Genomic DNA, 15112 nt, shown 5'->3' on the forward strand with positions numbered 1-15112 from the left:
CAGGCTTAGCCAGCGCAGATCGCCGGAGTTAACGCGGCGGGGTGCGCCCTGTCACTTCGGCGTGTAAATCTCTACGAGCGTGGCGATCACTTTCGCCACGTTTGGGTTATCGAGTGGCGGTGGCATTCGCCGGCCTTAAAGCATCCACTCGATAGGCAGCCAGCCGGCCACGGTAAGAACGATGCGTTTTACCCAGCCTGCGCCGGGTTCTTGCTGGTGCACCTCGGTGTGGCCGTCTTCGAAGGCTTCTTTCCACACCATTTTGCCCTCGGGCGTCAATACCGGCCGATAGGTGGCGTATTCCAGCGGGCCATCAAACAGTTGGCGAGTATCGGCCGCCAGCGTCGGGCTGTCGATCAAGAAGCCCATTTCGCAGTTCAGGTGCGCCGAGCGCGGATCAAAATTGAACGAGCCGATAAACACCCGCTTATCGTCGATGGCGAAGGTTTTCGCGTGCAGCGCCGCGCCGGACAGCCCCAGCGGCTTGAGTTCCTTGCGCCCGGTCGGTTGACCGGCGCGCAGCTTCAGCTCGAACAGCTCGACGCCCGCCTGCAGCAGTTCACGCCGGTATTTGGCGTAGCCCGCATGCACCACCAGCACGTCGGTAGTGTTCATTGCATTGGTCAGCACGCGTATGGACTTCCCCTGTTTGGCAAGCGATTCAAAGAAGCTCGCCCCTTCCCGGCCCGGCACGAAATAGGCGGAGACCAGATCCAATTGCCGGTTGACGCCGCCGATAATCTTGCCGAGCTGCGTCACCATCAACCGATCGCGCGAAGCCTTGCCCAACCCTTTCGCCGGATCGTCGGCCACCAGCTCTACCTGGGTGAACTCCGGCTGCACGACGCCATCGCGAAAGCGCACCGCGCTGGTTTCCAGCTGCACCGCCAGTTTGCGAGCCCGATCGCTGCTTTCGGTGGCGGTGGCCTGCGCCAGGAAGGCGGAAAGATGGCCTTTGCCCCGGATAATCTGCTCAACGCCGAACACCGAGGCGCTGTTCCAGTAGCGATCGAAGACCTCGGCGGTCTCCGCCACCACGTTGCCGACGCTCAGCACGTCGAGATCGAGGAAATAGTTTTCGTCGCCGACCTGGAAATACTCGTCGCCGATGTTGCGGCCGCCGATGATCGCCACGGCGCCGTCGACGATGTAAGACTTGTTATGCATGCGCCGATTCATGCGCATAAAGTCAAAGGCGTAGCCGGCCAGCTTCGGCGTGCGCACGGTCGATGGGTTGAACAGACGGATCTCGACGTTTTCCTGGGCGTTCAGCGCCGCCAGGGTTTCGTCCATGGCGACGCCGTTATCGTCCAGCAACAGCCGCACGCGCACGCCGCGTTGAGCCGCGTCATACAGGGTTTTCAGCAGGATCTGCCCGGAGGTGTCGTTATGCCAGATGTAGTACTGGGCGTCGATCGACCTTTCCGCCATCCGCGCCAACGCCAGGCGGCTGGCGAACGCATCGTGCCCGCTGGCCAGCGGCACCACGCCGCTCAGGCCTGGATGCGCCGCCATCAGTTCGGCGGCCCGCGCCGGCAATTGGGCGGCAGGATCCGCCGGCAATGCCGCCTGCGGCCGACGCTGGGAAATATCCGGCAAACGAAAGAGGACTCTTGCCGCAATAATGGCGATCGTCACGGCGAGAATCAGATACACGACAATTTTTATCACGGGAAGCGGCCTCGGAGGTTGACTGCTTTGCTTTATACGTCATTAGGTTGCTTCAATCTATAGGAGAAGCACGCTATGCCATAAGGCTATAGCGTAAAGCGCGAAGGCGAAACACCAAACAGTTTTTTGAACGCCACCGAATAGGCGCTGTGGCTCTCGTAACCGCTTTCGAAGGCGGCGTGGATGATCGAGTTGCCGGCCAGCAGCAGCGGAATGGACGACAGCAGCCGCAGGCGCTGTTTCCACTGGCCGAAGGTAATGCCGGTTTGTTGGCTGAAATGGCGTTGAAAGGTCTTTACGCTGATCGACAGTGAATCGGCCCAGGCCTCAATGCCGCGATCGTCAGCCGGCGTGACGACCAACAGCCGGCAAATCTCGGCCATTCTCGCCTCTGCCGGCCAAGGCAAATGCAGCGCCAGCTGCGGCTGGAGGCTCAACTCCTCAAGGAACAACGCTCTGAGCAGCGTATTGCGTTTGGTCTCCGCCCCCTCGGGCGCTAGCGTTGCCAGCTGAGCGATCAGCTCTCGCAGCAGCGGTGAGACCTGCAAGACGCCGTCGCGCAGCGGCAAACGCGCGGCGGTGATTTCATCGACCAAAATCCCGTAAACGCAAATGTTGCTCTGCATGACCAGCTGATGTTCTACCCCCGGCCGCAGCCAGACCGCGGTGGTGGGCGGCACGATCCAGCGCCCGCTGCTCGCCTCGACCGCCATAACGCCCTGCTGCGAATAGAGCAAATGGCAGCGTTTATGCGAGTGGTAAGGAATGACAAAGCCCGCCGGATAGTGTTTCACCAGCCCCGTCACCTCGAACGAGGAGTTTTCGTGGCTACTGAGGTCGATGCGTTTCGTTTCGGCGTTGTCGACTTCGAATCCCATGGTCGTTTGTCCCTTTTGATAACGCGAATGTCTTTTATTTGATAGAGAGGCCGCATGATCCTCCATATAGTGACGTTGTCGCAAGCCACACCAGGGGCCTTATGCGAAGAAACTCACTATTTACACCAAAATTTCATCGTTCTGCATAAAACAATGGCGATGACATTGCGCATGCGCTGCGCGATGGCGGCTCGTTGCGGGGGCGACGTGGCCGAAAGTGATGGAAAGGGAAAGCGCGGTGGCATAAGTCAGGAGGTATACGCATCAATCAGCAGGTAGCTCAGCCTGGGGGCGGCTTAATGTTGCAGGGATAGGGAGAGCGCCTAGGCTCTCCTCTATCCATTCGTGTTATCACCTCAACGGGCCAACTCGGCGCCGTCCAGTTCGGAAATCGCCAGACAAATCACTTCAGTAATGGCCTGTACCGTATAGGCGGTATTGGCAGGAATGATTAACATCTCATGGGGTTGCAACGTCTGATCGTCAACCTTCAGTTCACCGCTCAGCACCATCAGTTTCACCCATCCCGGATGAAAACGCGCCGGTTGTCGGCTGCCCGCATCCAACTTCAGCAACGCCGTATGGCCAGGCGTCTCCCGTTTCAAAATGTGAAAACGTACCCCATCGTAAGGCATGTTTTCGTAATGCAGTGACGCCAGTGTTCTCTTATGCATGGTAAGTGTCCTCGTGACCTGTGAGTAGCTGCTCCGCCTTCGGTCGCCGTAAAACGGTTGGCGGCTGTCCCTACCGAAAGCACAGGCTCGCAGCCTCTTGGCGAACGGATTTAACTGTCGTACTTGCAGCGGCCCGACCGACCGCCGTTTCATGCCCAACCTGCCTCAGGCATGCTACTAAATATATAAGAGCCTCGCCGACGGCGCAAAAAACCGCTGCCAGGTTGAGCGTATATTCATTTCCCGTCGTCAAATCGCTCGGGGCGATAAGCGCGCGGAATGGCAGGATTGACGCCATACAGCAGCTCGCCGCTGACCAGCCGGCCAAGCGTCGGCGCGCACATCACTGCCGGGTGCATCACCGCCACATAGAGCCGGGTAGCGCCCAGCGGCCCGATGATGGGATAACCGTCGCGCGGCCGGGGGCGCATCCCCACCGAACACGCCTGCAGTTGCAAAGGCGCCGCGCCTGGCAGGCGCCCTTCAATCGCCGATTTCGCTTCGCCTTCCACGCGGTTGACATCGCCGTGTGCAGGGTAATCCTCCGCCGCCAACAGATCGCCGCTTTGCGTATGGCGCACTTCAACGTCATCGCCCGCAATCAGCGTATTCACTGTCAGCGCCGCCGCACGATAGCGTAACAGAATCGCCGGCGACGCCTCGATCGGCAGCGTGAACCCGCTGCCATCCAGCAACGCGGAGATTCCCGTGCCGCAGGCGAGCACTACCCGATCGGCGGCAATCGCGCCTTCCTCGGTAACGATGCCGATTATCTGCCCCTCTTCACGCAAAAATCCGGTGACGGTTCGCCCCAGGAGCAGTTCCCCGCCCCACGCGCTAACGCACTCGAGCAACCGCTGTGTCACTTCTTGCGGATCGACGGCGCCGTCACGCGCCGCAAAATAGGCTTGGCTATCGGGCTGCCTGAGCCCCGGTTCCAGCGCGTTCACCTCGGCGGAGGGCAAAAGCCGATTGTCGGGGTTTTGCGTCGCCGGCGCCTGGCCATAGCTGAGCGCGCCGGACCAATTCACCCAAAGAGCCGGGATCTCCTGCGCGAGGCGCATCCAGTCAGCGACGATCTCGCGCCGCAGAAACGCGTCGGGAGCGCCCTCAGGCACGCCTTCGCTGATCCAGCCGAACGATCTGCCCGTGGCCCCCGCCGCAGGATGCGCTTGCTCAACGACGATAACGTGCTGCCCCTGACGCGCCAGATGATAGGCGATCGATGCCCCGACAATCCCGGCGCCCACGATAACAATGCGTAATGATGTTCCATTCATTAATGATGCCCGTGCCTCATTTCAGGTATTGTCGCCAAAACAGCCCTGCCGCCAGACAGGCTACCCCACCGCCGCCGGCCAACACGGCATAAGACGCCCCCCAGCTCTGGGTGGTGTCCATCACGACGCCAAAGGATAAAGGAGCGAACGAACCAATGCCAAACCCCAGCAACGATCGCCAGCCCATCACGCTGCCGAGCTGTTGCGGCGGCACATTGTCCGCCATCGCGGCCGACAGCACGCCGGAGTCGCCGAAGATGAAGAAACTGCCGATGCTGACGGCCAGCAGCGTCCAGCCCGGCCCCCAGTTCGCCGACCACCCCATCAGCAGCGATCCCAGCGCACCGGCGGCGCCCATAAACATCAGCACCGATGCACGGTTGAAATAGTCGGAAACGGTGCCGACAATCAGCGTGGCAGCCATGCCGGCCAGGTGGATCACCGCCGCGACGATCAATCCGGCGCTCAGCGGATCCAGAGAGAAACCGGGCAATGCCTCGCTGACCAGGCTGGGCGCCCAGGCCCAGTTGCCGAGCAGCTCCCAGCTGTGGGCGATATACCCGATCAGCAACAGCAAGGTCGCATAGGTGATAGCATGGTTTTCACGTTTCGTCTGCCTCCCCAGCGTGCGCAGCTGCGGTTCCTGATAACCGAACAGGGCCAACGAACCCGCCAGCGCCCCTAGCAACGCACCGGCGGCACACAGGGAGAACGCCACGCCGGCCCCCCAGCGCATGGCGCTCCAACCGGCGATGAAAACCGACAGAAAATACCCCAACGAACTGGCCGCCAGCATCATGCCGATGGCGTAACCGCGCCGCGCCGGGCCGTTCATCCCCATCGCCAACAGCAGCGCCGGCGTATAGGCGCCCCCCTGCGTCAGGCCGACGAAGGCCATCAACACCAGCGCGCCGACATAAGAATGGGCAAACACGGCGAACAGCATCAGCGCAGCGGCGCCCAGCCAGGAAAACAGCAGGTAAACCCGGCGCGCGCCCAGCGAATCACACCACCAGGAAGCCACCAGCAGCGCCAGCGCGTTGGTCAGGCTAACTACCGTTTGCACCGTACCGGCGGAGGCGGCGTCGAGCTGCCACTCGCTTCTGATGGTCGGCAGTGCACCGGCGAACATCATGGTGCCCAGGCAGAGGCCGGCCCGGCTCACGCAAAGCAGAAAGAAAGCTCGCATCTCAGCGCCGTCTCCCTGCCCATCGAGGGGTGAGGATAATTCGACTAACACGAACGGCAGACGGGGAAAATCGCTGCATGACACACTCGGCAAACCGGGAAAGATACGTGATAATAGTGAGAAAAATCAAAGGCTGACAAACGATCTTTCCTCGCTCATTTGGTTGAGCTAGACTCAACCAATGAAAAAAACTCACTCCCTGCCGCACTTGTCCGCTTTCGAAGCCGCCGCCCGCCTTGGCAGCTTCAGCGCCGCTGCGGATGAGCTGTTTCTCACCACCGGCGCGGTCAGCCGCCACATTCGCAGCCTGGAAGAACAGCTGGGGATCACACTGTTTTATCGCGGACACAAGTCCGTGCGGCTAACGCAGGCCGGCGAGAATTTTTCCCGCACCGCGTCCCGGGTGATAAGCGAACTGTTTGCCGCGGAAAGCGCGCTGAAAGCGAGCGCCGGCCGGCAGCGGCTGGTGGTGCACAGCCTGCCGACGTTCACCATGCATTGGCTGATGCCGAAGCTGGCGGCGTTCAATGAGATTCATCCGGAGGTCGCGATTGATATCACCACCAGCACAGGGGCCGTCGATCGCAATACGCCGTTCGATCTGGCGATCCGGCGCGATCCCGCGCACTTCTCCGGGCTGAAAGCGATCCCTTTTCTGCAGGAAGAGAGCCTGTTGGTCTGCAGCCAGAGCTACTTGCGCGCCATGCCGGTCAGTGCGCCCGGCACGCTGGCTGGGCATACCGCCATCCGCATCCGCGCCCGTGAGGATTTATGGCACAGCTGGCTGAACACCTACCCGACGGCGCTGGACGCCTCGCCGCCGCCGCTCACGCTCGACCATACCTTCGCCGCCATTCAGGCGGCCGAGGACGGCCTGGGGCTGGCCGTCGTGCCTTACCTGTTCTGCGCCAAACATCTGTCGTCCGGCCGGCTGGTGTCGCCTTTCCCGGCGTTGACTATCCGAACCGGCGTTTATGCCCTGCTGCTGCGCGATCGGGACGATGAGGTCGTGAGAAAATTCGCCGCCTGGCTGCAGGCGTTTCAGGCTTAGGTCTCGGTAGAGTTAGCCGTGAAGCGCCAGGCCTTTTATCGCCTTATCCACCGCTTTTTTCGGTCCGCGCAGCGCCAGACCGACCAAATCCAGATTGTCCGCGTCTTCAGCGAGAAAAACCTGCCGATTGGCTTCATCGTGCCCGGTCGCGAACATGGCGTGCACATAGGGGATCAACGTCAATTCCCGCTCCAGCCCTTTGCGATGCACATTTTGCAGGCCCGGCAAATCCGCGGCGAAAATCAGCATCGGCTGTCCGGAAATACCGCCGTAGCGTCTGCCCTGCGCATCCACGTAACACTCGCCGATGATTTCCGGGGCCGCAGCGGCGATGCCCGTCGCCAGAAACGCCACCACGTTCAGCCGCTGCCAGGTCTGCAGATCGTCGCGTACGATAAACGCTATCTTGGTATCAAACATCTTTCGCTCTACTCCGTTGTGCTGTTAAAAGCACATCATCGGAAATGGCAAATCAGCGGTATAGAACGTTTGTGCACTGGCGTTGATAGGCCGCCGGTGATAAACGGTAGGCGCGCTGGAACCAGCGCCCCAAATGGCTCTGATCGGCAAAGCCCACCTGCATGGCGACCTGCGCCGGTTCTTGCCCCTGCGCCAACAACAAGCGTGCGGCCCGCAGCCTCAACCGAACCAAATACGCATGCGGCGACTGACCGAAAGCCCGGGTGAACTGGCGAGTCAGGCGGAAACGGTCCAGACCACACTGAAGCGCCAGGTCATCCAGACTGGGATTATCCGCCATATGTGCATGCAAATAGTCCCGTAAGCGGTTCATCTCAACCAAAGCGTCATCGTGTTGGGAAGCCGGCCTGACTCGGACATGCCGTGACAATAGCGTCAGCAGATGGTCCAGGCTTTGATCGCGCGCCAGTCGCCCCTCTCCATGGTGCAACGAGAAAAAGGCCTGTTGTATCGCGGCCGCCAGCACCGGATCGTCGGTCAACGTGCTGTGGAAGGCGCCTTCCAGCACGGAGGCGTCTCCCATTCCACGGCGGTGCAGAGTGGCGGATACCCAATGCTGGGGCAGATAAAGCATGGCATAGGTAAACCCTTCGGCCTGCGGCGCATGGCCATCGTGCACCGCGCCCGGCTCGATCAGCATGGCGCGCCCCGGCCGGCTGGTATGCAATGAGCGGTGGCAATTGAAACGCTGCAAACCCTGCTGCGTGACGCCCACCAGCATTTCGTCATGATCGTGAGGGTCGTAGGCATGCCCCTGAAAGTGGGCATTGACGCTCTCGATGCCGGTTTCATCATCGCGTCGCAGTTCGAGCCAGTCTTTGTGTTGATGATTAGACGCCATGCAATAAGTCCGGAGTTCTGCTCACAGGAAAAGAAAAACAGCTTACCCGGAGACGGTCACCGCTGCACGCTCACAACTCGCAGATGGCGAAAGTGCCCTTTCCGGCCGATTTCGCCTGATACATCGCGCCGTCGGCGCGGGTCAGCAGCATCTCCTCCGTCACATCGCCGCGTGGGGAAATGGCCGCGCCGATGCTGGCGGAAAGCCGCACCTTCTGCGGCCCGATCTGCGTAATTTTGGCCAGATGCGCCAACACGTTTTCGCAAAACTCGCTGACTTCGCGCCGCGGATCCGTCAATGGCCACAGGATCACCGTGAACTCGTCACCGGCCAAGCGCGAGACGCTGTGGCGCTCGCCGGCGCAGGCGCTGAGCAATGTGGCGAACGTCTTCAGGATCAGATCGCCGAACTCATGGCCATAGCTGTCGTTAAGGGTTTTGAAGCCGTCGAGATCGATAAACAGCAGCGCCATCTGCCGCTGATGGCAACAGGCCTGCAGCGTGCCCGACAACCGGCGCAGAAACGCGCGGCGATTGGTCAATCCGGTCAACATGTCATGGGTTGCGTCATATTCCAGCCGCTGCTGCAGCCGCTTCAGTTCGGTGATATCCATGGCGAGAATGTAAAAGCCCTGCGCTTCGCACGGCACCAGCGTGGTGTGGATCATCAGAAGCCCTTGCCGGGTCTGCAGCTCATTCTCAAAACTCACCATTTCGCCCGCGAGGGCCCGTTCGATCATCGGTTTTGCTATCCGATAAACGCTTTCCCCCATGAAATCGCGCACCGTCATTCCCCTGAGGCTGGACTCCTCCAGACCAAACCAGGTTTTGTAGGCGCTGTTGGCAAACAGGTAGCGTTCATTGCCGTCGATCTGGCTGATTAAGGCCGGCATGTTGTCGGTGATGGCGCGCAGGCGTTCCTTCTCCGTGCTGAGCTGATATTCGGCGAGCATCCGGGTCTCAATCTCTTCGTTGAGCTTTTTCACCACCACGTTCAGCTCCCGCGTGCGAATTTCGACGCGTTGTTCCAGCTCGTGTTGCAGGGCGAACAGATCGGCCTCGGCCGCTTTGCGCTCGCTGATATCGACGATAACCGAGATGAAATGGTCCGGTTTGCCATTCGGCAACCGATTGAGCGCCACCGTCAGTTGCACCCACACGATCGAGCCGTCGGCGCGGAAATAGCGTTTTTCCATCGAATAGGTGCTGATTTCATTTTTCAGCAGCTGCTGCAGCTTTTCCAGGTCGGTGTTGAGATCGAGCGGGTAGGTAATGTCCTGGAAGGTGCGCTCCATCAGTTCACGTTCGGAATAGTGCAGCATTTCGCAAATGCGCGGATTTACCCGCAGCCAATATCCTTGCAGCGAGACCAGCGCCATCCCTACCGCCGCCTGGGCGAAGGTCTGTTCGAACAGGGCCTCCGTGCGCTGCAGGTCGGATTTCAGGTTTTCGGTATAGACGTGGCGTTCAATGCTCTGCAGGTACTCCTCCACCACGGCGGCGAAATCATGCAGATCGGCCAGTTGTTCCGGGGAAAACGGCTGCGGGTGGCTGTCGATAATGCACAGGGTGCCGAGCGGCAACCCGTCGAGCGACAACAGCGGCTGCCCGACGTAAAAACCGATCCGCGGCCCGCCGATCACCAGCGGATTATCGAAAAAGCGCGGGTCTTTGGCGGTATCGGGCACCACCAGCGCTTCGCGTTGCAAGATGGCATGGCCGCAAAACGAGATATTGCGCGGCGTTTCCCGGGCATCCAGACCGTAGCGGGACAAAAACCATTGGCGATCCCGGTCGATCAGCGACACCAGCGCAATGGTCACGCCGAAGTATTTCGCCGCCAACCGCGTGATGCGATCCAGTTTTTCCACCGAGTTCGAATCCAGCACGTTCAGCGAATTCAATACCGACAGGCGTTCGGCTTCGTTTTCGGGGAAGCAGGGTTCGAGCATGTTGTCTCCCATTGTGTCACCCACGGATCCGGCAGTGAGTCCGTTCAGCCTATCCGTCGGTTCGCGGCAAATAATATCCTTGTCCATCATAGACTCACTCACAGTATCAATCCGATTATGTATTCTCGCCAACTTTGCCGGACGTTGCGTTTACCCCCGCGCTGCGCTACAGTCGTTCACAAGGTGATGGTGTTCCACCTTTCCCAACCGCCGCGTTCACTCGAACCGGATGATGACGCCTGATATACAACTTCGCTTTATTTTTTAGGCAGGTATGTCAGGAGTCGCTATGAATGAAATCTCACGTCTTACCCCTTTTCCGTTCCAGCCCGATGCCGTCGCGCGGGAAATGCCCCTGTACGTTTTCGGCCATAAAAATCCCGACAGCGACAGCATCTGCAGCGCGCTGGTGGTCGCGGACTGGCTCAATCACCTCGGCAAACCGGCCGTGGCTTTCCGCCTCGGCGATCTGACGCCGGAAACCCGCTACATACTGGCCGCCGCCGGCGTGCAAGCGCCTGCGCTGCTGACAGACGATCTTCGTGACCGCAAAGTCTGGCTGGTCGACTTTACCGATATCGAACAAGGCCCGGCCTCATTGCTCGACAGCGACGTGGTCGGCGTTATCGACCATCACCGGCTGGGCACGTTAGTCACCCACAACCCGCCCGATGTCTGGGTGCGCGCCGTCGGCTGTTGCGCCACCGTGATCCTGCAGATCCTGACGGCAGAAAGGCCGATGCCGCTTTGCGCCGCCCAGGCCACGCTGCTGCTGGGCGCCATCCTGAGCGATACCGTCGCGCTCAGTGCGCCAACCACCACGGAACAGGATCGGCTGGCGGTCACCCGGTTACGCGCAATCTCTCACGTCGACTATGACGCCTTCACCGCCGGTCTGCTGGCCGCCAAAACCGATCTCTCGGGGCAATCCGCCGCGCAGTTGCTGCACCGCGACGCCAAGGATTACCGCATCCATAGCGTCTCGCTGCTGCTGTCGCAGATAGAAGTGCGGGCCATGAGCGACATCGATCCGCTGTTGCCCGCACTGCAACAGGCGCTTGAACAAGCGAAGCAGGAAGCCGGGCTGGAGATGGCTGCACTATTGGTCACCGATATCACCCGCCGCCGCTCCACCCTGTATTTCTCGTCGAACCGGGTGCTCGGCATTCGTCAGGTATCGCTGCCCGATATGACGAGCCGAAAAAAAGAGGTTTTACCGTGGTTAACCCTCCAGATCGCTAACGCAGGGAGATAAGTCATGCCGCTCTATCAACACGCTTTACTGCTGGTACAGGATGAACGCGACGGCCGGCTGCTGTTGCGCCATGCCGAACGCCTCAATCAGCAGATGAATACGCGCATTACCGTGGCGCACATCAGCGCTGACTATGCCGAGCTGGACTACCTCAGCGATGCGCAAACCAAAGATCGCCAGTCCAGCGAGGTGATCGCCGCCAAAGCCATGCTCAGCCGCCTGGTGGAAGACTGCTCAATCCCCCTGGAGGTGCGCGCAATCGTCAGCATCCATCGCTTCAAAGACGTCGAAGCCCTGATTGCCCGTGAAGGCGTCGATCTTTTGTTGCTCGGCCATCAGAACCGTCCGTTTGGCGTCTATGCCTCCTTCGGCTTCGAATTCATCAACCATTTATCCATTGACGTGCTGATAAAACACGTTCCCACTCCCTAGAACGAGGTGACACCCCATGAGCTATGAGATTGAAAGCGTAGCCGCCAGAGAGATTCTGGATTCGCGCGGCAACCCGACCGTCGAAGTCGACATGAGCGCGGCGGGCGTCGTGGCCCGGGCTTCGGTGCCTTCGGGAGCCAGCACCGGATCGCGCGAGGCGGTGGAGCACCGCGACGGCGATCCGCACCGTTTCGGCGGCAAAGGCGTACTGGAGGCGGTGCACAGCGTCAAAACGGCGATCAACGAGGCGTTGCGCGGAGTGGATGTGCGCCAACAGGCGGAGATAGACCGCCGGCTGATCGCGCTGGACGGCAGCGAGAACAAAAGCCGATTGGGGGCCAACGCCCTGCTCGGCGTTTCTCTGGCCGCCGCCCGCCTCGCGGCGCAATTGTCGCAGCTGCCGCTGTATCGTTATCTGGGCGGCATCGGCGCCAATCTGCTGCCGGTGCCCTGCATGAATATCATCAACGGCGGCGTGCACGCCCGCTGGCAAGGGGCGGACTTTCAGGAGTTTATGATAGCCCCCCTGGGCGCGCCGTCGCTGCGCGAGGCCGTGCGCTGGGGCAGTGAAGTTTATCAGGCGCTGCGCCAAATCCTGTTGGAAAAAGGCCTGTCGGTCGGCGTCGGTGACGAAGGCGGTTTTGCGCCGGCGGTCGCTTCAAACCGCCAGCCGCTCGAGCTGATCGTGCAGGCGATAGAGAAAGCCGGCTACCGGCCGGGAGAAGATATCGCGATCTGCATGGATCCGGCCTCGAGCGAATTCTACGCCGACGGCAAGTACCGCCTGCGCAGCGAGAACCTCGAGTTGGACGCAGCCCAGATGACGGCCTATTACCAACGGCTGGTGCAGGATTTCCCCATCGTGCTGATTGAAGACGGCTTGGCCGAGGACGACTGGGCCGGCTGGCGTATTCTGAGCGACGCCCTGGGCGACCAGGTGGAGCTGGTCGGCGACGATCTGTTCGTCACCAACGTGAAATACATCCAGCGCGGGATTGATGAACGGTTGGCCAATGCGGCGCTGATCAAGCTGAACCAAATCGGCACGCTGAGCGAAACCTTCGCCGCCGTACAGCTCTGCCAGGCGAACGGCTGGGGCACCTTTATCTCGCACCGCAGCGGTGAAACCGTCGACAGCTTTATCGCCGACATGACGGTCGCGATGCGAGCCGGCCATCTGAAAACCGGCGCGCCGAGCCGCGGCGAGCGCATCGAAAAATACAATCAGCTGATGCGCATCGAAGACCAGTTGGGCGCCTCGGCGGTGTATGCCGGGCGTTCCGCCTTTAAACGCCGCTAAGCTTTGCCGGCCGGGCCGGCGATGCGTCGGCCTGTTTTTCGCCCTTGGCTTGGCACAGCCCGGCGACACCGGACTCCAATAAGGTCAGCCGGGTCGTCAACAAGGTTTCTCGTTGTTCATTCAGCGTAGCCATCATCAGCTCGATCTCCGCCAGCCGTTCATCGACGCCGCGTATCAACCCATCCTGATAAGCGCTGCCCTGCAGCGTCAGCACGCGTTGGATCGCCTGCAGCGAAAACCCCAGATTTTGGCCGATTTGGATCAGGTGCAATCGCTCCAGCGCGCTATCGCTGTAGACCCGATAGCCGTTGACGCCACGCACCGGTTTCGGCAGCAACCCCAGCTGCTCGTAGTAGCGTATCGCCGAGGCGGCCACGCCGGCGCGCTGCGCCAATTCTCCGATCTTCATGCCCTATTGACCTTAAAGTTAACTTTAAACTTAGTATAGCGCCATTCCCCTTACGACAGGAGCGCAAACCGATGTTTACCCCACTGACACTGCCCAACGGCAGCCGCCTGACCAACCGTCTGGCCAAGGCGGCGATGGAAGAAAATCTGGCCGCCCCGGGCCAACTGCCCGGCCCGGCGCTGTGGCGCTTATACCGCTATTGGGCCGAAGGCGGCGCCGGCTTGATTATCACCGGTAACGTGATGATCGACGGCCGCGCCATGACCGGCCCCGGCGGCGTGGTGCTGGAACAAGACACGCCGCTCGCCCCGTTCGAAACCTGGGCCAAAGCCGCACGCCAGGGCGGCGCGCAGGTGTGGATGCAGCTTAACCACCCGGGCCGGCAGGTGATGGCGAACATGGGCGGCAACGCATGGGCGCCCTCCGCCATCCCGCTGGCGATGGGCAAGCACAGCAAGCTGTTCGCCCAGCCGCAGGCGATGGATGAAGCGCAGATCGCCGAGGTTATCGCGCGCTTCGCCGCCAGCGCGCACGCCGCCGAACGGGCCGGTTTTACCGGCGTGGAGATCCACTCGGCGCACGGCTATCTGCTTTCCCAGTTTCTCTCGCCGCTGACCAACCAACGCAACGATCGCTGGGGCGGCGAGTTGGCGAACCGCGCCCGCCTGCTGCTGGAGGTGGTGCGTGCGGTGCGCGAGCGCGTCTCGCCGGGCTTTTGCGTGGCGGTCAAACTGAACTCCGCCGATTTTCAGCGCGGCGGTTTTTCATCGGACGATGCCCGCCAGGTGGTGCTGATGCTGAACGATCTGCCGGTCGATCTGATCGAACTGTCGGGCGGCAGCTACGAAAGCCCGGCGATGCAAGGCGAAACGGCGGACGGCCGCACCCTGGCGCGAGAAGCCTATTTTCTGTCCTTCGCCCGCGATCTTGCCGCGGTGGCTCGCATGCCGGTGATGACCACCGGCGGCATAGCCCGTCCTACGGTGGCGCAGCGGGTGCTGGACAGCGGCGTTGCGGTTGCCGGCATCGCCACCGCCATGGCGGAAGTGCCCGATCTGCCGCGGCGCTGGCAAACCGGCGCGGCTCCCCATGCGCTGCCTGCCCCGGTCACCTGGCGCAGCAAAGCGATGGCGTCGCTCGCCCGCATGGCGTTGGTCAAGCGCCGGATGCGCGCGCTGAGTGACAATCGGCCGCGCAGCGTGCGCTATTCTCCGCTGTTCACGCTGATCGTCGATCAGTGGCGCACCCGCCGTATCCTGCAGCGCTACCACGCCTGGTTACGGCAACGTTAACGACAACGGCGCCGGCGAACCGGCCGGCGCTGCGTAAAAATCGCGCTTTTTTGATCGCGCTACGTGAAATCTGAGAGAAATCACCGATCTGGATGCTGCGAATTTAACGGTTGGCCATTTATATTCATCACAAATTTTGTGTATATAAACGCTATAGGACTTAAGGTGGTGAATAGATAAAAATAAGCCGCTATTTCCTATTTATGTTATTAATCGGAAATTCACCTTATTAATAAGCGTATTAAAGCTGCCTGCAGGTTGGCGACGGAAAGGATTTTTGTGCCATGTTAACGATATGTTGTTTTTTACCGGCAAAACCAACGGTCAACAAATCAACAACATATTGATGAGCCTAAGAAAAAACCAAACAATTCAAAACAAAATCGGCTATTGAGTCCCGGGCGAAAAA

General features: G+C 60.5%; 14 protein-coding genes and 1 riboswitch. Of the genes, 5 read left to right on the plus strand and 9 right to left on the minus strand.

Annotation, left to right across the window (positions count from 1 at the left end; translation table 11 throughout):
- Positions 1 to 135: 135 nt before the first annotated feature.
- From ACUTSC_RS02655 to ACUTSC_RS02675, 5 genes are all read right to left on the minus strand, one after another.
- Positions 136 to 1671 (minus strand): phospholipase D-like domain-containing protein, encoded by a 1536-nt coding sequence (locus ACUTSC_RS02655; protein WP_197767222.1) that lies wholly within the window; start codon positions 1669 to 1671, stop codon positions 136 to 138.
- 86 nt (positions 1672 to 1757) lie between these two features.
- Positions 1758 to 2549 (minus strand): helix-turn-helix domain-containing protein, encoded by a 792-nt coding sequence (locus ACUTSC_RS02660; RefSeq protein ID WP_197767221.1) that lies wholly within the window; start codon positions 2547 to 2549, stop codon positions 1758 to 1760.
- 356 nt (positions 2550 to 2905) lie between these two features.
- The gene (locus ACUTSC_RS02665; protein ID WP_038871643.1) at positions 2906 to 3223 is read right to left on the minus strand and encodes a cupin domain-containing protein; all 318 of its coding nucleotides are present in this window, start codon (positions 3221 to 3223) and stop codon (positions 2906 to 2908) included.
- 236 nt (positions 3224 to 3459) lie between these two features.
- Complete coding sequence (locus tag ACUTSC_RS02670) at positions 3460 to 4503, minus strand: FAD-dependent oxidoreductase (protein ID WP_197767220.1); 1044 nt, start codon at positions 4501 to 4503, stop codon at positions 3460 to 3462.
- Between the two features lie 16 nt (positions 4504 to 4519).
- Positions 4520 to 5692, minus strand: a complete 1173-nt coding sequence (locus ACUTSC_RS02675) for an MFS transporter (protein ID WP_443006754.1) — start codon at positions 5690 to 5692, stop codon at positions 4520 to 4522.
- Positions 5693 to 5873: 181 nt separating this feature from the next.
- Between ACUTSC_RS02675 and ACUTSC_RS02680 the strand changes: the two genes are divergently transcribed.
- Positions 5874 to 6743 (plus strand): LysR substrate-binding domain-containing protein, encoded by an 870-nt coding sequence (locus ACUTSC_RS02680; RefSeq protein ID WP_197767219.1) that lies wholly within the window; start codon positions 5874 to 5876, stop codon positions 6741 to 6743.
- A 12-nt stretch (positions 6744 to 6755) separates the two neighbouring features.
- Here ACUTSC_RS02680 and ACUTSC_RS02685 read toward each other — a convergent pair whose 3' ends face one another.
- The 3 genes from ACUTSC_RS02685 to ACUTSC_RS02695 form a co-directional block, all read right to left on the minus strand.
- Entirely contained in the window at positions 6756 to 7163 is a 408-nt protein-coding gene (locus tag ACUTSC_RS02685; RefSeq protein WP_197767218.1) for a DUF2000 domain-containing protein, read from the minus strand.
- A gap of 52 nt (positions 7164 to 7215) precedes the next feature.
- Positions 7216 to 8064, minus strand: a complete 849-nt coding sequence (locus ACUTSC_RS02690) for an AraC family ligand binding domain-containing protein (protein WP_197767217.1) — start codon at positions 8062 to 8064, stop codon at positions 7216 to 7218.
- A gap of 70 nt (positions 8065 to 8134) precedes the next feature.
- Positions 8135 to 10015 (minus strand): diguanylate cyclase domain-containing protein, encoded by a 1881-nt coding sequence (locus tag ACUTSC_RS02695; protein ID WP_197767216.1) that lies wholly within the window; start codon positions 10013 to 10015, stop codon positions 8135 to 8137.
- 173 nt (positions 10016 to 10188) lie between these two features.
- Positions 10189 to 10264, plus strand: a riboswitch (Fluoride riboswitch).
- Between the two features lie 40 nt (positions 10265 to 10304).
- Here ACUTSC_RS02695 and ACUTSC_RS02700 point away from each other — a divergent pair.
- From ACUTSC_RS02700 to eno, 3 genes are read left to right on the plus strand one after another with little or no spacing between them, the layout of a single operon-like run.
- A complete protein-coding gene (locus ACUTSC_RS02700) occupies positions 10305 to 11270 on the plus strand; it encodes a DHHA2 domain-containing protein (RefSeq protein WP_197767215.1) in 966 nt (321 codons plus the stop codon).
- A 3-nt stretch (positions 11271 to 11273) separates the two neighbouring features.
- Entirely contained in the window at positions 11274 to 11702 is a 429-nt protein-coding gene (locus tag ACUTSC_RS02705) for a universal stress protein (protein ID WP_197767214.1), read from the plus strand.
- Positions 11703 to 11718: 16 nt separating this feature from the next.
- Entirely contained in the window at positions 11719 to 13002 is a 1284-nt protein-coding gene (gene eno, locus ACUTSC_RS02710) for a phosphopyruvate hydratase (RefSeq protein ID WP_197767213.1), read from the plus strand.
- On the opposite strand, the gene ACUTSC_RS02715 is transcribed toward eno, so the two are convergent.
- Positions 12989 to 13411 (minus strand): MerR family transcriptional regulator, encoded by a 423-nt coding sequence (locus ACUTSC_RS02715; protein WP_197767212.1) that lies wholly within the window; start codon positions 13409 to 13411, stop codon positions 12989 to 12991. The genes eno and ACUTSC_RS02715 overlap by 14 nt on opposite strands.
- A 71-nt stretch (positions 13412 to 13482) precedes the next feature.
- On the opposite strand from ACUTSC_RS02715, the gene ACUTSC_RS02720 reads away from it, so the two are divergent.
- Positions 13483 to 14703, plus strand: a complete 1221-nt coding sequence (locus ACUTSC_RS02720; RefSeq protein WP_197767211.1) for an NADH:flavin oxidoreductase/NADH oxidase family protein — start codon at positions 13483 to 13485, stop codon at positions 14701 to 14703.
- Positions 14704 to 15112: the final 409 nt, after the last annotated feature.

Source organism: Serratia sp. TSA_105.2 (assembly GCF_052692115.1).